A 19,032-nucleotide genomic window follows, 5' to 3' on the forward strand; every position below is an offset into this window, starting at 1 on the left:
GGCGTTATTGGCAGATGCCGGATGCAGCAGTGATGTAGCCAAGCTTGTAGTTATACTACATGAATTGCCTTTTTGCCCGCCCGATACGTAACTCGATCGCCCGATTCCATGCCGCATGCGCGTCATGTAGCAGAGGTGAGCCATGAATCGCCCGGCTTGTCGCGCAACAACGCGGCCAGGCCTTGGGACTCGAGCGGACGGCTGATGAGGTAGCCCTGCACTTCATCGCACTGTTCAGCCTTCAGGAACGCCAGCTGGCCCTGGTGCTCGACACCCTCGGCCACCACCTTGAGCGACAGGCCATGGGCCATGGCGATGATCGCCCGGGTGATCGCAGCATCCTCGCCACCCTCTTCCAGCCCACGAATGAACGCCTGGTCGATCTTCACGTAATCCACCGGGATACGCTTGAGGTAGCTCAGCGAGGAATAGCCGGTGCCGAAATCGTCGATCGCCAGCTTGACCCCCAGGTCTCGCAGTTGCTGGAAGGTGGCGATGATGTGTTCGACGCTGTCGAGCAACTGGCTCTCGGTCAGTTCCAATTCCAGGCAATGAGGAGCCAGGCCGGTTTCTTCCAGCACTTGCCGCACGAGGCTGACCAACTTGCCCTGGCGCAACTGATGCACCGACAGATTGACCGAGACCCTGATAGGCGAAAGCCCCTGGCGCTGCCATTCGCACGCCTGCCAGCAGGCCTGGCGCAACACGAACTCGCCAATCGGCCCGATCAACCCGGTCTCTTCGGCCAGGCCGATGAACTCCCCCGGCGGTACGCGGCCCATGGTCGGATGATCCCAGCGCACCAAGGCTTCGGCGGCGTTCAGACGACCGGTCGCCAGGCACAGCTTGGGTTGGTAGAACACCTTCAATTGCTGCTCTTCCAGGGCCTTGCGCAGTTGGTTTTCCAGCTGCAGCCGCTCCAGCGTACTGGCTTGAAGGCTGTCGGTGAAAAACTGGAAATTGTTGCCTCCCAGGTGTTTGGCATGTTGCATGGCCATGTTTGCCTGGCTGACCAGGGTGGCGACTTCACGCGCGTTATCGGGTAGCAGGCTGATGCCGATGGAGGCGCTGACCACCAGCTCATGACCTTCGATGGTCAGCGGCAGGCGCAACTTGGCGGACAGGCGGGTCGCCACCCGGGCCAGGCTGGAAAGATTGCCGTAGGCATCGAACAGCACCCCGAACTCATCGCCGGACAGTCGGGCGATGGTGTCGGCCTCGGGCAACGCGTTGATCAGGCGCCGGGCCATTTTCTGTAGCAACTGGTCGGCAATGTCATGCCCCAGGCTGTCGTTGAGCAACTTGAAGCGATCCAGGTCGATATGCAGCAATGCAAGGCTGCGCCGCCCTCCCTGTCGCACACGCTGGTGGGCTTCATGCAACCGCTCGCGGAACAGCGACCGGTTCGCCAGCCCCGTCAGCTCATCATAGTGGGTGAGGTAGCGCATCCGCTCCTCGGATTCGCGCCTCGCCGAAAGATCGGCGAAGAAGCCCACAATATGACTGACATTTCCTCGTACATCGCGCACGACGTTCAGTTGCAGCCATTGCGGGTACAGCTCGCCGTTGGCCCGAGCCTCGACCAGTTCGCCCTGCCAGGTGCCGTGCGCCTTGAGGGCCTGGCGAATGACCGGATAGTGCCGCCGGGCGTCTCGACTGCACGGAAGATCCACCACGTTGCAACCCAGCATGTCATCGATATTGAACCCGGTGACCCGGGTGAATGCCTGGTTGGCGGCCAGCAGTGCGTAGTTGGGATCGAAAATCACGATGCCTTCGCTGGCGGCCTCGAACACCGTAGCAGCCAATTGCCGCTGCTGTTCCAGCTCTTTGCTGGCGCTGATGTTTCGTCGAGTGCCGACCATCCGCAACACCCGGCCGCTGGCGCTACGTTCCACGGCCCGCCCGCGGTCTTCGATCCAAACCCAATGCCCGTCGCTGTGGCGAATGCGATATTCGATCTGGTAGTCCTCGCTACGGCCCTTCAGGTGCTCGATCAGGGCTCGCTTGAGCGCTGGCAGATCTTGTGGATGCAGGCGGGGCGTGAGATGGCTGAGCATCGCCGTGACGTATTCGCGCTCCAGCCCGAACAACTCCTTGAGCTGGGTATGGTGGACTTCGTCGGTCTGCAGGTTCCAGTCCCACAACCCCAGCTCGCTGGCCTTGAGGGCCAAGGCCAGGCGCGCCTCGCTCTTGCTCAGGGCCTGGCTGGCCACCTCCAGTTCAAGGCTGCGCTGGGCCACGCGCGCCTCGAGGCCAACCTGGGCGGCGCGCAACCGCTCTTCGGCGAGACGACGCTGTTCGACTTCCCTGGCCAACGCCTCGTTGAGCTGCGCGCTACGAATCTGTGTCTGCTGCAGATGTTCGATCAATGCCTGATTCTGGAAACGTCGCAGCATGCCGTTCTGCATCAGTCGATTGACCTGCCAGGCCACCACGCTCAGCGATACCAGTACAGCCAGGCCGAGCCAGCCCCATCCGTGCTGCTGCTGGTCGTCGCCCCAGAACAGGAAACCGATCGCCGGCAGCAGGCAGGGCAAGGTAAAAGACAGGTAGGCGGGAAGGCTCACCGCATAGGCGACACTGGCCGACAGGGTGGCCGCGCCGATCAGGCCGAACACCCAGGCCTGTTGCTGGAAGTTGTCGGTCGGGGCCAGGGCGATGCCGGCAATGGCCAGCGTCAGGCCGGTCATCGCCGAGCCCAGCAAAAACATCCGCAGCCAGATGGGATGCGCCTGGCGGCCCGGGATCGCCGAATCGAAGGCAGCCACCTGGATCACCCTCAGCGCCACCAGGGACAACAGCCACACCAGCCAGACGCTGACCAGGACATAGCGTGACGGATCCCACAACAGCGCCGCGCAGACCAGGCCGTTGACCAGCATGAACAAGGTTGGCAGCAGCGAGCCCTGGTACAGCAACCGTGTACGCTCTACCGCCATCTCCGTGGCGTACTGCTTGCGAATGACCCGCGGTTCCACACAAGGGCCCGCCAGATCGGAATTGAGGGTCATAGGCACTGTTCTTGTTCTTATCACAGGGGCACGGAGAACCCGAAAGAGCACCGAGCATACACAAGCCCGGGCTTATCCCACACTGCCGAGGCTCATAAAAATACGCAAAAAATTCGCCATTGCGACGTTCCTCGAACGCTGCGCACGAGGCCTGGCAACGCTCCTGCACCATGACTGACCGGTCATCCCCGACCGGTCTTTTATCGGTTGCTGCAAAGCTTGGTTTGCCCGGGGTGACGCCGCGCCCTAGAATGCCCCGATGCGCGATGATCTCTCCCTTCTGCTGAACTCCCTCAACGACGCCCAACGCCAGGCCGTAGCCGCCTCCGTGGGCCGTCAGTTGGTCCTGGCCGGTGCCGGCTCCGGCAAGACCCGAGTGCTGGTGCACCGTATCGCCTGGTTGATCCAGGTCGAGAACGCCTCGCCTCATTCGATCCTGTCGGTGACCTTTACCAACAAGGCCGCTGCCGAGATGCGTCATCGCATCGAGCAGTTGATGGGCATCAACCCGGCCGGCATGTGGGTCGGCACGTTCCACGGCCTGGCGCACCGCTTGCTGCGGGCGCACTGGCAGGAAGCCGGCCTGAGCCAGACCTTCCAGATCCTCGACAGCGACGACCAGCAGCGGCTGGTCAAGCGGGTGATCCGCGAGCTGGGCCTGGACGAACAGCGCTGGCCCGCCCGCCAGGCCCAATGGTTCATCAACGGTCAGAAAGACGAAGGCCTGCGACCACAGCATATCCAGGCCAGTGGCGACCTGTTCCTGGCGACCATGCGCGGCATCTATGAAGCCTACGAGGCGGCATGCCAACGGGCCGGCGTCATCGATTTTTCCGAGCTGCTGCTGCGGGCTCTGGACCTGTGGCGCGATCATCCGGGCCTGCTGGAGCATTACCAGAAGCGCTTCAGGCATGTCCTGGTGGACGAATTCCAGGACACCAACGCCGTGCAGTACGCCTGGTTGCGCCTGCTGGCCAAGGGCGGCGACAGCCTGATGGTGGTGGGCGACGACGACCAGTCGATCTATGGCTGGCGCGGCGCCAAGATCGAGAATATCCACCAGTATTCAGCGGACTTCCCCGACGCCGAGGTCATCCGCCTCGAACAGAACTATCGCTCGACCGCCGGTATCCTCAAGGCTGCCAACGCACTGATCGCCCACAATACCGGGCGCCTGGGCAAGGAGCTGTGGACCGACGGCAATGAAGGCGAAGCGATCAACCTGTACGCCGCGTTCAACGAACACGATGAAGCCCGCTATGTGGTGGAAACCATCCAGAGCGCGCTGAAGACCGGCCTCTCCCGCAGCGACATCGCCATCCTGTATCGCTCCAACGCCCAATCCCGGGTCCTGGAAGAAGCCCTGTTGCGCGAACGGATCCCCTACCGGATCTATGGCGGCCAACGCTTCTTCGAACGAGCCGAAATCAAGAACGCCATGGCCTACCTGCGCCTGCTGGAGGGCCGCGGCAACGATGCCGCCCTGGAGCGGGTGATCAACGTGCCGACCCGTGGCATCGGCGAAAAGACCGTCGAGGCGATTCGCGAACACGCCCGCCATAGCCACGTATCCATGTGGGAAGCCATGCGCCAGCTGGTGGCCAACAAAGGCGTGACCGGCCGCGCCGCCGGCGCCCTGAAGGCCTTCATGGAGCTGATAGACGACCTGGCGGCCAAGTGCGCAGAGATGCCGCTGCACCTGATGACCCAGACCGTTATCGAGCAGTCCGGGCTGATTGCCTACCACGAGGCGGAAAAAGGCGAGAAAGGCCAGGCCCGGGTGGAAAACCTCGAGGAACTGGTCAGCGCCGCGCGCAACTTCGAGAACACCGAAGAAGACGCCGACCTGTCGCCGTTGTCGGCCTTCCTGGGCCATGCTTCCCTGGAGGCGGGCGATACCCAGGCCGACGAGCATGAAGACAGCATCCAACTGATGACTTTGCACAGCGCCAAGGGCCTGGAATTCCCCTACGTCTTTCTGGTGGGCATGGAAGAAGGCCTCTTCCCGCACAAAATGAGCCTGGAAGAACCGGGGCGCCTGGAAGAAGAGCGGCGCCTGGCCTACGTGGGCATCACCCGGGCCATGCAGAACCTGGTGCTGACTTACGCCGAAACCCGACGCCTGTACGGCAGCGAAACCTACAACAAGGTGTCGCGTTTCGTACGCGAAGTACCGAAGGGCCTGATCCAGGAAGTCCGGTTGTCCAACAGTGTCAGTCGACCATTCGGTGGCAGCCAGTCGCAAGGCACCAGCAGCCTGTTCGGCGGCAGCGATATCCCGGAGACCGGCTTCAGCCTGGGCCAGACCGTGCGCCATTCGGTATTCGGCGACGGCGTGATCCTCAATTTCGAAGGCGCCGGCGCCCAGGCCAGGGTCCAGGTGAACTTCAGCGAAGGCAGCAAATGGCTGATGCTGGGGTACGCCAAGCTGGAAGCGATCTAGAGAGTTGTGTAGGCCCCTGTGGGAGCGAGCTGGCTCGCGATAGCCGTCGGTCAGTCAATATGGATGCTGACCGAGACACCGCTATCGCGAGCAAGCTCGCTCCTACAGTTTTCTGGAAAATATTTCCGATAGAACTTGTTCCTCTTTCCTACAGCCCAAAGCGAACAAGCCCTCTTGCGCGATTGAAGCTGAACCTAACCTGTCACGCAAAAGCCCGAAACACTCTGCCGCTAGCCAGCAACAGTTCACCTGTGCAACATGGCGCGCGTGCTATCCACAAATGGGAATGCCTTTATATGAAACGTTTTCTTAGCATCGCCATGGCGTTGTGCATCGGCCTGACGATGGCCATCGACGCCAATGCCGCCAAGCGTTTTGGCGGTGGTAAAAGCTCGGGCGCGGCCCCGACTCACCAGACCAGCCAGATGGCGCCGTCCTCTGCTGCCGGGTCCACTGCCGCCACCGCAGGCGCGGCCGGTGCCGCTGGCGCCGCCACCAAGGCCAGCGGTGCTTCGCGCTGGCTCGGCCCATTGGCCGGCATCGCGGCCGGCGGTCTGCTCGCTTCCATGTTCATGGGCGACGGCTTCCAGGGCATGCAGATCTTCGACATCCTGATCATGGCGGTCATCGCCTTCCTGGTCTTCCGCTTCATTGCCGCCCGTCGTCGCAAGCAGCAGGAGCAATTCGCCCCGGCCGGCCATGCACCGATGCAGCGTGAAGTATTCAACCAGCAGCCTTCCGCCGGCTCCATCTTCGGTGGCTCGGCCGCTCCGGTGGCCGCCCGTCCAGTGATCAACGCTCCGGCCTGGTTCAACGAAGAGCGTTTCGTCGAAGCCGCGCGTACCCACTTCCAGTCCCTGCAGCAACACTGGGACGCGAACGAAATGGACAAGATCGCCGAGTTCGTGACCCCGCAATTGCTGGAGTTCCTCAAGCGCGAGCGTGCGGAACTGGGTGACGGCTTCCAGTCCACCTACATCGACAACCTGCAGGTACAACTGGACGGCGTCGATGATCGCGCCGACAAGACCATCGCTACCCTGACCTTCAGCGGTGTATCGAAGAACTCTCGCTTCGACCAGGGCGAAGCGTTCAGCGAAAGCTGGAACATGGAACGCGCCCAGGGCGACAACCAGCCTTGGCTGGTGGCAGGTATCCGCCAGAACGGTTGAACCTTTGCGCGTTTTGCAGGTTGAAATAAGAGAACCCCGGCTCAGGCCGGGGTTTTCTATTTCGCGGTTGCATCTATGGCGAGCTACTGTATAAACCGCTCCATACAAACCGCGCCATCGAGAAAGAGGATCCCCGGACGTGGAAGAAATTATCGAACAACTGCGTGAAGCCAACGAACCCGTACCGGTTCCACTGGAGTTGCCCGACGAAGACCTGCTGGTAGAAATCGAAGAACAGCTGTTCATCGACATCCCGTTTGTCTTCAGAGAGTTTTTGCTGACCGTCAGCGATGTCGTCTATGGCAGCCTGGAGCCGGTGACCGTCACCGATCCACAATCCCATACCTACCTGCCGGACGTGGCCGCCAACGCCTGGGATGCCGGTGTCGACCGCAGCCTGATCCCGATCTGTCAGGACGGCGACGACTACTACTGCGTCGAAGAAGACGGCACCGTCGTGTTGTGGCAGGCCGAAGACGAGTTGCTTGCCGAGGAAACCTGGGAGTCCGTCTGGCACTGGGCACGGGATGTCTGGCTGGAGAGCTGACCCCCTGGGCCGGTCAATGCCCGGACGACTCCTTGTGGTTGTCCAGGGTCTCCAGCAAGGCCACCTGCATCCTGGTGTGCAACCGGACGAACCAACGCCAGAGCAGTGCCGCTACGGCCGTTGCCACCACTGCAATCAATGCCAGCAACTTGTTGGTCGGCAGGATACTGGCCGACAAGGCTGCCAGGAGCAGGAAAATCACCAGCAGCGAAAGGATCGGGATCACTTCGGCGATCACCCGACGTACGCGCTGGGTATGGCGGCCGGCCATTTCCGCCTTCACCCCCATCTCTGCCAGCATCATCGACAGCGCCTTGAGCTTGCGGTACGCGGCGATCAGGAACGGCAGCGACAGTAGCAGCGCCCCACCCCAGATCAATGCTTTCTGCCAGCTTGGGTCGCTGATCCAGGCTTGCATATGAACCGACATGCGCTCGGCAAAATAGCCGCCCGAGACAAAGATCGCGATCACCAGGGCCAGGTTGATGCCTACCTGCAACAAGATCCGCCTGATCATGGAGGCGATCAACGCATTCTCACCGTGGGGCTGGATGTTGCGCAGCCACTCGCCATACATCCCCAATACCCGCGATAGCCGTTGCGGTACCACGGTCGCCAATTTGACGGACAACGGATCCGCGGCTCGGATCAGGTAAGGCGTCAGCAGCGTGGTCAGCACCGAGACGGCGACCGCGACCGGGTAAAGGAAGTCGCTGGTGACCTGCAGAGTCATCCCCAGTGAAGCGATGATGAAGGAAAATTCGCCAATCTGTGAAAGCCCCATCCCTACCCGCAGCGATGTGCGTCCGTCATTACCAGCGATAAAGGCACCCAGGCCGCAGGAAAGCATCTTGCCCAGTACCACCGCGACCGTGATCACCGCGATCGGCCAGGCATACTGCAGCAGGATGACCGGGTCGAGCATCAGGCCTATGGCCACGAAAAAAATCGCACTGAACAGATCGCGTACCGGTTCCACCAAGCGCTCGATCTTCAGCAACTGTCGGGACTCGGCCATGATCGCACCGATCAGGAAAGCCCCCAGCACCATGCTGTACTCAAGCTTCACCACCAACAGACAGAAGCCGAAACACAGGCCCAGGACGGTGATCAGCAGCATCTCGTTGCTGTCGAATTTCGCCACATAGGCCAGCAGCCTCGGCACCAGCAAGATGCCAATCACCAGCGCGACGATCATGAACAGCGAAAGCTTGCCGACCGTGGAAAACACCTCGCCGGAGCTCACCGTACCGCTGACAGCGATGCTCGACAGCAAGGCGATGATACCGATGCCAAGGATGTCCTCGACGATCAATACCCCGAAGATCAACTGGGCGAAACGCTCGTTCTTCATCTTCAGGTCGTTAAGTGCCTTGACGATGATCGTGGTCGAAGAGATCGCCAGGATCGCGCCCAGGAACAGCGAGTCCATGGTGCTCCAGTCGAACCAGCGGCCTATTTCATAACCGATCCAGATCATCAACACGATTTCGAGGAACGCGGCGATGAATGCCGTGGCACCCACCTTGAACAGCTTGCGCAGGCTGAATTCCAGGCCCAGGCAGAACATGAGGAAGATCACCCCGAGCTCAGCGAGGGTCTTGATCGTGTCTTCGTCGTGGATGAAGCCAAACGGCGGTGTATGGGGACCGATGAGGAAACCGGCAACGATGTAGCCCAGCACCACCGGTTGCTTGAAACGATGAAACAAGACCGTCACCAGCCCGGCTGCCAGCATGATGATCGCCAAGTCTTGAATGAAGTTGATGGCATGCATCTGTAGGGCTCCCTGTCGCCGACTGGATAAGTCCGTTTCTCTTGTAGGAAATGCCCTCGCGATGGGCTTTTGCAGGTTAACACCGCGACTTCTGACAAAAAGACGGTGCAATATAAGGAAACAGATCCATCGACGCGTGACGGCAGCCACAGGCGCAGCGTCCCGATATCGGTGGTTTTGCAAAAAGGTCGAGCAGGCCACTGACCAGCGCCCGCAGAGGTGCACTTCCCTAATCGCTGCCTTGATCCGTGAGAACGTTATGGAACCCGGAAACGCCCAACTGTCGATGACGGTGTTGATGACCCCCGATATGGCCAACTTCTCTGGCAATGTCCACGGCGGCACCCTGCTCAAATACCTCGACGAAGTCGCTTATGCCTGCGCCAGCCGCTACGCTGGCCGCTACGTGGTGACCTTGTCGGTGGATCAGGTGATTTTTCGCGAGCCGATTCACGTCGGTGAGTTGGTGACCTTCCTGGCGTCGGTGAACTACACCGGCAACACCTCGATGGAGGTGGGCATCAAGGTGGTGACCGAGAACATCCGCGAGCGCTCGGTTCGCCATACCAATAGCTGCTTCTTCACCATGGTTGCGGTGGACGACCAGCGCAAACCCGCCCCCGTACCGCCCTTGCAGCCACAGAACAGCGAAGCCAAGCGCCGCTACGAGCAAGCCCAGCAACGCCGGCAGATTCGCCAGGAGCTGGAGAAGCGCTATCAGGAGATCAAGGCGGACGCGCCTTGACGGAAGCTGGAGCGGTGTCGGTCACAAGTGGATCGGCACAGCCTCGAACCGCACACGTGGATGGGTGATGCGATCCTGGGCGCGCACCAGTTGCAATTCATAACTGGCGCACGCCTGGGTTTCCAGCAATACCTCATGCACCGCGGCGGCAGTGAATTCAAGCGCCGCCACCAGGCTGTCACCCAGCAGTATCCGCGCCAGAAACAATCCGGATGTCAGGTCGCCTACCCCCACCGGCTGACGCGGGAATGCCAGCAATGGTCGCCGCAGGTGCCAGTTGCCTTCGGCGGTTACCAGCAGCATTTCGAAGCTGTCCTCGGCCTTGCCAGGATACGCCAGGTGCTTGACCAGCACGGCCTTGGGACCACGAGCCAGCAGCGCACGCGCCATGCCCAGGCAGTCGAGCAGCGATTGCGCCTTGCGCCCGGAAAAACTGTCCAGTTCCAGTTGGTTCGGGCACATCAGATCCGCTACCGCGGCGGCCTCTTCCAGCAGGAACTCGCTCACCTCGGGCGCGACGATGCAGCCCTTCTCCGGATGCCCCATGACCGGGTCGCACAAGTACAGCGCCTTGGGATTGGCAGCCTTGATCCGGGCCACGCCGGTCAGGATCGCCCGACCCTGGGCCGCGCTGCCCAGGTAACCGGAGAGAACCGCATCGCAATGACCCAGCTCGCCAATCGCCGCAATACCTTCGATCAATGCCGGTATCTGCTGGGGCGCATGAACTTCCCCGGCCCATTGGCCATACTGGGTGTGATTGGAAAACTGCACGGTGTTGAGCGGCCAGACGTTGACCCCGACCCGCTGCATGGGAAACACGGCGGCGCTGTTGCCAGCATGACCGAATACCACGTGAGACTGTATGGCGAGCAGATGAGGCGTACGTTTCATGCGGGTGGTTTCCGTAAAACGATTGAAATTCAAGCCGCGCAGTATGCGACTAAACACAGCCTGTACGACAGACCGGCGACACAGTTAAGCTGACGGCAACTTGTTGGAGCACTTCGTTCATGCTGACTCTTGGAAACATCTTCGTGCTGATGCTGCTGGCTACCGGTGGCGCCTGGTTGTGGCACAACCACGGCTTGCGCGAACGGGCATTGGCGAGGGTCATGCAGCATTGTGCCAACCTCAGGATCGAGCTGCTGGATGGCAACGTCGCGCTGAAGAAGATCGGGTTTGTGAAGGATGCCAGTGGCCGACGGCGCCTGGCGCGGATCTACAATTTCGAGTTCACAGTCACTGGCGAGTCCCGCCATTCGGGCACTATCACCCAATTCGGCGCCCACAGCGCACACATCGAGCTGGCGCCGTATCCGATGCCGTTCGAAGAGTCGCCCGAAACCTTGGCTGAACCGGTCCAGGCCAGGCCTCGGGCCGAGGTCATCGAGTTGAGCCAATGGCGGCAGGAACACAACAAGTGGAAGCCTTGAACCACCGCTGACTCATGACCGTCGGCAATTGGCCAGGCCAACCTGCAGGGTCGGAACGTCTTGCGGCTCGCCGAAAATCAATTCAAGCCGGGAATCCTGCCGCCACTCGCTGCTTTGCCAATCCAGCGCCGCCCCCTCCAGTGCATTGGCTGAAACCCAATCCTCGGTGCTGTGGATAACCAGCTTCGCCCGCTTCCAGACCTGACCTTGCAGCCATCGCGTCAGTGCCGCCGTGTCGAAACGCTGGCTCGGATGCCAGCGCCAACCGATGCTCCAGCCCCCCTCCTGCTGCTGGTGCAGGCAGATCGGCACCGTTGGATCGCTCCAGACAGCCGGGAGCTGACCCACGTCCTTGGGCACGTTCAAGTTACCCACAACCCCGCCTCCCGTTGCGGCCAGGCCCGGCAAACGGCTGATGGGCAAGTTCGCCTGCTGTGTCCAATACGATGGAATCGCCGGCAGCCGCTCCATCACGCGGGCACGATCGGCGTCCGTGAGACCTTCGGATTTGTTCAGCACCAGCAGTCCGGCGGTGGGAAGCGTCTGTCGTTGCGCATCAGCCAACGGCTTGTCGTCTGACAATGCCCGGGCGTCCAGCACCAGCACGCATGGCTGGACCGCCAGCACGCCGAGCCACGGCGCTTGCCGCAATTGGCGCATCAATTGCGCCGGATGACCGAGGCCCGAAGGTTCGATGAACAATCGGTCCGGCCGGGCCTTGCGTAATAATCGACCGAGGCCAACCTGAAACGGCGCACCGTTGACGCAACACAGGCAGCCTCCGGCAACCTCCCCCAGTGCGATACCATCGGCCGCCTGGGTCAGTAGCGCAGCATCCAGGCCGATCTGGCCGAACTCGTTGATGAGCACGGCCCAGCGTTCGTCGGCCGGGCGCTGGGCGAGCAATTGTCTGATCAGGCTGGTCTTGCCAGCCCCCAACGGCCCTGCGATGACATGGGTGGGAATGTTCTGCAGCATGGGCGACGGCTTTCGATGGAGGTGAAAAATGCGGGTGATTGGCTGCTTATTACTGGCACTGGCTTCGAGCGAGGTGCTGGCCCAGGCTTGCGTGGTCCATAGCCAGGCGGAGCGGCTCGACGTGAAAGTATGCCAGCAGAACCGCAGCATTCCACCAAAGCTGTTCGCCGACGGGTTCTGCCAGCCAAGCCTGGCCGGGCAGAAAGTCGAGGTGCAATACGTCGATCAGTGTCCTGGCGGTGCGTTCGGCATCTGCAGCGACGCCCAGGTGGCCAATATGCCCTATCGCCAGGATATTCACTATTACGGTGTGGCCAGTGACGCCGCCTACCTCAAGCCGTTCTGTGAAGGGAAAAACCAGGGAAGCTGGCTCAAACCCTAGGCGCTATGCGAAGTCCCGTGAGGAAGGCCAGGCAGGCGAAACGGGGCGCGGCCGAGTACAGAGCTGCAAGAGCCTAGGCAAGCCAGTCCAGCGTAAGAATCAGTCGGCGCTCCCCCTGGGTCGGTTCCGGCGAGCGATGGATCAGGCCAAATCCCTCGTTGCCCAGCCATTTCTCGCCCTTGAGCAGGGCCACGTCACCGTGGCCAAGCTGTTGGATCATCTGTGGATCCCTGGGCTCGGCCTCAGGGTGGGCGAGCCATCGGCGATCCATGGCGCCTTCCTCGAGCCACTGGCTGCCGGGGCCGGCATAGGTGGTAACGAGCCGCACCGGCACATGGTCGACGTGGAAACGCGGACACATGGCCTTGTCCAGGGTTCGCAGGCGCAGGCCGACACGCGTGGCGCCCAGCAGGCAGGCAAACGCGCCGACCAGCCAGGCGACATCAGCCCTGAACCCTTCGTAGCCTTGCAGATCGCTGAAACCGGCAGCCAGACCGTTCAGCTCCGGCTGGGAGTCCTCCTCTGGCAGATCGAGCACCCACGACTGCGCCAGAGACTGTTCCATGGAAAGCACCATCGCGGCAAAATCGCTGATGTGCAGCGGGAGTTGGCGTTGCCACACCGCCAGATTGACGCCATCGTCCAGAATCTGCGTCAGGGCCCGAGGGGTATCGCCCTGGACCTGGCGGACCTGTCCGCGTTCCAGGCCGGCCGCCAAGATCACGCCGCAACCTCGTCGTGCCATGCACCGAATGGATCCGGCAGCAGCCGCCAACCCTCGACTCCCAGGGCCATTTCCTCGTCCGTAAGCAGACAGGCGTCCAGCGCTGCGGTGAGACATTCGAAATCGATGTGCTGGCCAATGAAGACCAATTCCTGGCGGCAATCTCCCGTGCCCGGGAGCCAGTTCTTCAGGATGGCGGCAGTGCTTTCTTCGTCCCGTGGCCACTGGCTCTTGGGCACGAATCGCCACCAACGGCCGGCAAATCCATGACGCATCAAACCTCCAGCCTGGGACCAACTGCCCGCCTCTTCCGGCTTACTGGCCAGCCAGAAGAAACCCTTGGAGCGCAGGAGCCTGCCGTTGGTCCATGGGCGGTCGATCAGGCTGAAGAAACGCTCGGGATGAAACGGTCGGCGTGCCCGATAGGCCGCCGAGGCGATGCCATACTCTTCGGTCTCCGGCACATGCTCGCCACGCAATTCCTGTAGCCAGCCGGGTGCTTGTGCTGCGCGTTCGAAGTCGAAACGACGGGTGTCGAGTATTTCCTCCAACGGCACCTGCCCCATGACCATGGGAAGGATCCGTGCCTGGGTATTGAGACGCTGGAGAATCGCGGTCAGTTCTTCCCGTTCCTGACGACCGATCAGATCGATCTTGCTGATCAGGATCACGTCGGCGAATTCGATCTGTTCTACCAGCAGGTCTGTGATGGAGCGCTCATCTTCTTCGCCGAGGGTTTCACCTCGGGCGGCCAGGCTCTCGGCGGCCTGGTAATCAGCCAGGAAGTTCACTCCGTCGACCACCGTCACCATGGTGTCGAGTCGGGCAACATCGGCCAGGCTACGCCCCTCTTCATCGCGAAAAGTGAAGGTCTCCGCCACGGGCAAGGGTTCCGAAATGCCGGTGGATTCGATCAGCAGATAGTCGAAGCGCCCCTCCCTGGCGAGCTGGCCGACTTCGGCCAACAGATCTTCGCGCAGCGTGCAGCAGATACAACCATTGCTCATCTCCACCAGTTTTTCTTCAGCGCGGCTAAGGGTGACATCGCGCTGAACCACGCTGCCATCGATGTTGATTTCGCTCATATCGTTCACGATCACGGCAACACGCAGTTGTTCGCGATTGCGCAGCACATGGTTGAGCAGCGTACTTTTGCCGGCGCCGAGAAATCCGGACAGCACCGTAACAGGAAGGCGATTGGGCATGGGTTGTATCCTCATCGGGGCGGCCGTTGCTGACGCTGCATCAGCGTGCTGCGACTCGTTCTGTGATTTACGTTATACTATAACAATAAATCTACGCCACCCTGCAATGTCCATCATCGGAAATCCCCATGCGGTTTTTTTTCGTATTTTTATTGCCCTGCGCGCTTTTTCTACCGTTTTCATCACTGGCATCGCCCCAGGGCCAGAGCGCTTTATCGGCAAACTGCACCCGTAGCGCGAATTTGCTGTCGTGTGCGGATGAGCGCGGCAATACCTACAGCGTGATGACTGCTGGCAATACAATTTATCTTCGGGGGTTTGACGCAGAAACGCGCCGCTACTGGGCGCAGACCAACAGTCGCTACGGACAATTGACCTTTTTCACAGGACTGGCTTCCGACGGTGAAAGCTGGGTTGGCTACAGCCGCCGCGTCGGTTGGACGACCATCAATCGCTTCTCCAGCTCCGGTGGTAGCGCAGGAGAATTTGTATGCGGACGCGTCAGCGGTTGTCAGGATTCCCGCTGATGTTTCACGTGGAACGAACAGATTAAAACTCTATTCATGAAAAAGATCTGGCCGGGCTAATTGTTACACTATAACATTAGATCTGACCTCACGATGGATCTAACCCATGAACGCGTTAACGCTGCCAGACGTCGCTGCGCAGGCCTCACGCCAAGCCGGTCCTCTCGATTGGGTGGGCATGCACGGCGTCGCGATACCGGTATTGATCGAAGGCCAGCGCCTGAGTGCAAGGGCAGACGCTGGAGTCAGCCTGGATGACGCTGATGCCCGGGGTATTCACATGTCCCGGCTGTATCTTGCCTTGGAAATGCTCGAGAGCGAGCCCTTGTCGCCTTCCTTGCTGGAGCGAGTACTGCAGCAATTCCTCGCCAGCCATGAAGGCCTTTCGAGCTCTGCGTCCCTGACCGTCCATACCGAATTGCTACTCAAACGCCCGGCGCTGGTCAGTCCCCTTGGCGGCTGGAAACGCTATCCGATAAGCATCAAGGCTCATCAGAAACATGCAATGTTCCACGTGGAACTGAACATCGAGATTCCCTACTCATCTACGTGCCCCTGTTCGGCGGCCCTCGCTCGTCAGCTGATTCAGCAGCAGTTTGTGAACGACTTTGCCAATAAGGCCCTTGAGCATGCAGAAATTCTGGCCTGGCTAGGATCCTCAAAAGGCATCGTCGCCACCCCTCATAGCCAGCGCAGCACAGCGACCCTGGGTATACGCTTGGCTACGACCGTGATTGAGTTGCCGTTGCAATTTTTGATCAACGAAGCCGAAGCGGCGCTGGGCACCGCCGTGCAAACCGCAGTCAAGCGCGCCGACGAACAGGCATTCGCCCTCGCCAACGGCCAGAACCTGATGTTCTGCGAGGATGCCGCTCGACGACTCAGTCTGGCCTTGCGCCGTTCAAAAGACGTTGTCGCATTCGATGTCCGTGTGGTTCATGCCGAAAGCCTTCACGCCCATGATGCAGTTGCCGAAAGTCGTTGGAACCGGGAGCGGTCATGATCGACTGCCAGGCTTTGCGTTGGGGGCCTCCAGGACGACCGCTAACGCCCGCGCTGTATCTGGAACGGCCCGCCGGCAGCCTGACGGCCATTGTCGGCGCCAATGGTTCTGGCAAAAGCAGCCTGCTGAAAGTGATGGCAGGATTGCAAAAGCCCCTGTCCGGCAAGATCACGCTGAAAGTCCGGCACCGCGGTGGCGTCTCGTTTTTGCCGCAGCAACAACATCTGGATCGTCAGTTCCCCATCAGCCTTCAGGAGCTGGTGGTTGCTGGCGCATGGGGTCGTAGGGATTCGCCAGCCTTGCGCAGCCAGCGGCTCAACACCGTTCTGGAAGATTGGGCGTTGCGTGGCCTGGAACATCGCCCGCTGATGGCGCTGTCGGGAGGCGAACTGCAACGGGCCCTGCTCGCTCGCCTGAGCCTGACCGAAGCGCCACTTCTATTGCTCGACGAGCCCCACGCCGCCCTCGATGAACAAGGCCAGGCGTTGCTGTGGAAACACATCCATGGCTGGCATGCCGAGGGGCGCACGCTCGTAGTGGTTTGCCACGACCTGGCTGCGGTGCGCGAGCATATTCCCCATACGTTGTTAATCAAGCACTCCGGCTGCACCTTGGGACGCAGCCATGAATTGATCGCACAGCAACCTTGCACAAGGGTGGCCTGATGCTTGCGGCCATCCACTTCTGGCAGCCTTTCCAGGAGTTTGTGTTCATGAGACGGGCCTTGCTTGGCGGCCTGGTCTTGGCATGCAGCACGGCGCCCTTGGGTGTGTTCCTGATCCTGCGCCGCATGAGCCTGATCGGCGACGCGGTGGCCCACGGCATCCTGCCCGGCGCCGCGCTGGGGTTCTGGTTCGCCGGCCTGAGCCTGCCCGCCCTGACAGTGGGGGGACTCGGCGCGGGCCTGGGCATGGCCGGACTGGCTGCCTGGATCACCCGCCGCACCGGGCTGCGAGAAGATGCGAGTCTCGCAGCGATCTATCCCATTTCACTGGCGGCCGGTGTGCTGATATTGGGGGTGGCGGGCAAACGCCTGGACCTGCTGCACCTGTTGTTCGGTTCGGCCCTGGCGGTGGACGAACCGACACTCACCGGCATGCTCTGGGTGTCGGGTATCAGCCTGATGGCCATGGCGCTGATCTACCGCCCCCTGTTGCTCGACACCCTGGATCCGCTGTTCCTGCAAACCGTAAGCCGGCTCGGACCGTTGGCCCATGGCGTGTTCCTGACTCTGGTGGTCCTGAATCTGGTGATCGGTTTCCAGGCGATCGGCGCACTCATGGTCGTAGGCTTGATGATGCTGCCGGCGGCCGCGTCGCGTTTCTGGAGCCGTCGCCTGCCGAGGCTGATGCTCATTGCGGCAATGCTCGGCTGTCTCTCGGTAGGGTTCGGCCTGTTGCTGTCGTTTTACTTCTCGCTGCCCAGCGGGCCAGCCATCGTACTGGTGGCGGGCGGGTTGTATCTGTTGTCCGTGGTGTTCGGCCCGGTACATGGTTTGCTGCGCCGCCCGCCTTTGCTCACATCCCCATGAGGTGTTTCCGATGCGCGCCCTGCTCGTACTGTTCAGCCTGCTGTTATCCACGTCCTTGTCCGCCGCCGAAAGGCTCCAGGTAGTCACCAGTTTCAGCATCCTTGCCGATATGACCCGACAGGTTGGTGGCGAGCATGTCCAGATCACCAACATGGTGGGGCCCGACGCCGATGCCCACACCTACGAACCCACACCCGACGATGCCAAGGCGCTGCTCAGTGCAAAATTGATCATCAAGAATGGCCTGGGCTTCGAGCCGTGGCTGGATCGCCTGGTGGCCAGTACCGAAACCGCTGCGCCGGTGATCAGCGCCAGCCGCGGAGTGATTCCCCGTTCATTGGACGAAGACGGCGAGACAGTCCCCGACCCGCACGCCTGGCACAACCTGGCGAATGCGCAGTTGTATGTACGCAACATCAGCAAGGCGCTGGAAGCCGCGGATCCGGCCAACAAAGCCGACTACGTGCGCAACAGCGAAGCCTATCTGAACAAGATCTATGCGCTACTCGCTGAAGCCAGGACCCGGTTCGGTTCACTGCCACCCGGCAATCGCAAGATCGTGACGTCCCATGATGCCTTCGGTTACCTGGGACAGGCCTACGGCATCGAGTTCATGGCGCCCCAGGGCCTGTCCACCGAACGGGAACCATCGGCCGCTGAAGTCGCAGCGCTGATTACCCAGATCCGCCAGGCGAAGGTCAAGGCCGTATTCATGGAGAACATCAAGGATGCGCGCCTGCTCAAGCAGATCGCCGACGAAAGTGGCGCGCATATCGGTGGCACGCTGTATTCCGATGCCCTGGCTGCCAGTGGGTCGGCCAGCACCTTTATCGGCCTGTTCGAATACAACCTCAACACTTTGTACGACGCGTTGAGTCGGCCTTGACTCAAGCGGTCGGTCAAGCCCTCGGCTTGACCGTTCCGCAATCCTGTCCCAGCCAGACTGCACGGGTGTCCAGGCTGCCGTTCTGCTGGATGCCGGTGGCATTGAACGTACCGTTGACCTTGGTGGTGAATTCACGATCGCTCTGGAATGTCGCGATCCCACTCCCCTGGGCTTTCGGGCAGCTGAAGCGAAACTTCCACTGGTTACCGGTGCGCTCGGTGATCTGCTGCTTGCATCCCGATTGCGGGTCCTGCAAGGGGATGTCATTGGTCTGGACCTGCTCGGGCGTCAGGCACACCCGGATCCCTTTCCCGCCCATGGTGATGCCTTGCTTCTCCAGCATGGCCCGTTGTTCCGGGGTCATCTGGTTCTGCAACTGGCCCAGGATCAGCTGCAGGTCCGGCAGGTTCTGGTTATCGACTTTCATGTTGCTAGTGGTCAATTCCCACAAGCCTGGCTGAAGCATCTGCGCCTGAGCGGCCATAGGAACAGATAAGCCAACCGCCAAGGCCAAACCCAGCAGACGAACATTCATTGCAAGAACTCCAGAGGACAGGTGGCCGTTAGACGTCGTCCATGGGCTTCGGTTCAGGCTTGGCACAGGTGAATTAATTAGCGACATTCGTCCTGGAACATGGTCTGTTAAGCAATTGGAACTCAGG

18 protein-coding genes are annotated in these 19,032 nt (G+C 61.0%); 11 read left to right on the forward strand and 7 right to left on the reverse strand.

Features of this window, described 5'->3' with window-relative positions; translation table 11 throughout:
- Positions 1–122 precede the first annotated feature (122 nt).
- The gene (locus AC1M7R_RS10875) at positions 123–3,014 is read right to left on the reverse strand and encodes a putative bifunctional diguanylate cyclase/phosphodiesterase (protein ID WP_072397312.1); all 2,892 of its coding nucleotides are present in this window, start codon (positions 3,012–3,014) and stop codon (positions 123–125) included.
- 259 nt (positions 3,015–3,273) lie between these two features.
- Here AC1M7R_RS10875 and uvrD point away from each other — a divergent pair, with 259 nt between their 5' ends.
- The 3 genes from uvrD (at position 3,274) to AC1M7R_RS10890 (ending at position 7,176) form a co-directional block, all read left to right on the forward strand.
- On the forward strand, positions 3,274–5,457 hold the full coding sequence (uvrD, locus tag AC1M7R_RS10880; RefSeq protein WP_072397314.1) for a DNA helicase II: 2,184 nt from the start codon (positions 3,274–3,276) through the stop codon (positions 5,455–5,457).
- Positions 5,458–5,753: 296 nt separating this feature from the next.
- Positions 5,754–6,629, forward strand: a complete 876-nt coding sequence (locus AC1M7R_RS10885) for a Tim44 domain-containing protein (protein ID WP_072397321.1) — start codon at positions 5,754–5,756, stop codon at positions 6,627–6,629.
- 139 nt (positions 6,630–6,768) lie between these two features.
- Positions 6,769–7,176, forward strand: coding sequence for an SMI1/KNR4 family protein (locus AC1M7R_RS10890; RefSeq protein WP_072397323.1), 408 nt, complete (start codon positions 6,769–6,771; stop codon positions 7,174–7,176).
- 13 nt (positions 7,177–7,189) lie between these two features.
- Here AC1M7R_RS10890 and AC1M7R_RS10895 read toward each other — a convergent pair whose 3' ends face one another.
- Positions 7,190–8,953, reverse strand: a complete 1,764-nt coding sequence (locus tag AC1M7R_RS10895; protein ID WP_072397325.1) for a cation:proton antiporter — start codon at positions 8,951–8,953, stop codon at positions 7,190–7,192.
- A gap of 259 nt (positions 8,954–9,212) precedes the next feature.
- On the opposite strand from AC1M7R_RS10895, the gene AC1M7R_RS10900 reads away from it, so the two are divergent.
- The gene (locus AC1M7R_RS10900; protein ID WP_072397327.1) at positions 9,213–9,698 is read left to right on the forward strand and encodes an acyl-CoA thioesterase; all 486 of its coding nucleotides are present in this window, start codon (positions 9,213–9,215) and stop codon (positions 9,696–9,698) included.
- 21 nt (positions 9,699–9,719) lie between these two features.
- On the opposite strand, the gene pdxY is transcribed toward AC1M7R_RS10900, so the two are convergent.
- Complete coding sequence (gene pdxY / locus AC1M7R_RS10905; RefSeq protein WP_072397329.1) at positions 9,720–10,592, reverse strand: pyridoxal kinase PdxY; 873 nt, start codon at positions 10,590–10,592, stop codon at positions 9,720–9,722.
- Positions 10,593–10,711: 119 nt separating this feature from the next.
- On the opposite strand from pdxY, the gene AC1M7R_RS10910 reads away from it, so the two are divergent.
- The gene (locus tag AC1M7R_RS10910; RefSeq protein ID WP_072397331.1) at positions 10,712–11,134 is read left to right on the forward strand and encodes a DUF3301 domain-containing protein; all 423 of its coding nucleotides are present in this window, start codon (positions 10,712–10,714) and stop codon (positions 11,132–11,134) included.
- A gap of 12 nt (positions 11,135–11,146) precedes the next feature.
- Here the strand turns inward: AC1M7R_RS10910 and AC1M7R_RS10915 are convergent, their stop codons facing one another.
- On the reverse strand, positions 11,147–12,112 hold the full coding sequence (locus tag AC1M7R_RS10915) for a CobW family GTP-binding protein (protein WP_072397333.1): 966 nt from the start codon (positions 12,110–12,112) through the stop codon (positions 11,147–11,149).
- A gap of 28 nt (positions 12,113–12,140) precedes the next feature.
- Between AC1M7R_RS10915 and AC1M7R_RS10920 the strand changes: the two genes are divergently transcribed.
- Positions 12,141–12,494, forward strand: coding sequence for an NADH:ubiquinone oxidoreductase (locus AC1M7R_RS10920; protein WP_072397335.1), 354 nt, complete (start codon positions 12,141–12,143; stop codon positions 12,492–12,494).
- Positions 12,495–12,567: 73 nt separating this feature from the next.
- Here the strand turns inward: AC1M7R_RS10920 and AC1M7R_RS10925 are convergent, their stop codons facing one another.
- Together AC1M7R_RS10925 and zigA are read right to left on the reverse strand one after the other, a co-directional pair.
- Complete coding sequence (locus AC1M7R_RS10925; RefSeq protein WP_176776507.1) at positions 12,568–13,215, reverse strand: DUF1826 domain-containing protein; 648 nt, start codon at positions 13,213–13,215, stop codon at positions 12,568–12,570.
- Positions 13,215–14,423, reverse strand: coding sequence for a zinc metallochaperone GTPase ZigA (gene zigA / locus AC1M7R_RS10930; protein ID WP_490610397.1), 1,209 nt, complete (start codon positions 14,421–14,423; stop codon positions 13,215–13,217). The genes AC1M7R_RS10925 and zigA overlap by 1 nt, the downstream gene beginning before the upstream one ends.
- A 128-nt stretch (positions 14,424–14,551) precedes the next feature.
- Between zigA and AC1M7R_RS10935 the strand changes: the two genes are divergently transcribed.
- From AC1M7R_RS10935 to AC1M7R_RS10955, 5 genes are all read left to right on the forward strand, one after another.
- Positions 14,552–14,950, forward strand: coding sequence for a glutamine synthetase (locus AC1M7R_RS10935; protein ID WP_490610398.1), 399 nt, complete (start codon positions 14,552–14,554; stop codon positions 14,948–14,950).
- A gap of 106 nt (positions 14,951–15,056) precedes the next feature.
- Entirely contained in the window at positions 15,057–15,953 is an 897-nt protein-coding gene (gene folE2 / locus AC1M7R_RS10940) for a GTP cyclohydrolase FolE2 (protein ID WP_092180484.1), read from the forward strand.
- Entirely contained in the window at positions 15,950–16,618 is a 669-nt protein-coding gene (locus tag AC1M7R_RS10945) for a metal ABC transporter ATP-binding protein (protein ID WP_076405897.1), read from the forward strand. The genes folE2 and AC1M7R_RS10945 overlap by 4 nt, the downstream gene beginning before the upstream one ends.
- On the forward strand, positions 16,618–17,484 hold the full coding sequence (locus AC1M7R_RS10950) for a metal ABC transporter permease (RefSeq protein WP_490610399.1): 867 nt from the start codon (positions 16,618–16,620) through the stop codon (positions 17,482–17,484). Before AC1M7R_RS10945 ends, AC1M7R_RS10950 begins: the two co-directional genes overlap by 1 nt.
- Positions 17,485–17,494: 10 nt before the next feature.
- The gene (locus AC1M7R_RS10955; protein ID WP_271900316.1) at positions 17,495–18,370 is read left to right on the forward strand and encodes a metal ABC transporter substrate-binding protein; all 876 of its coding nucleotides are present in this window, start codon (positions 17,495–17,497) and stop codon (positions 18,368–18,370) included.
- A 13-nt stretch (positions 18,371–18,383) separates the two neighbouring features.
- On the opposite strand, the gene AC1M7R_RS10960 is transcribed toward AC1M7R_RS10955, so the two are convergent.
- The gene (locus AC1M7R_RS10960; protein ID WP_072397352.1) at positions 18,384–18,905 is read right to left on the reverse strand and encodes a DUF3617 domain-containing protein; all 522 of its coding nucleotides are present in this window, start codon (positions 18,903–18,905) and stop codon (positions 18,384–18,386) included.
- Positions 18,906–19,032 lie beyond the last annotated feature (127 nt).

This window comes from Pseudomonas sp. MS01C9, assembly GCF_058202755.1.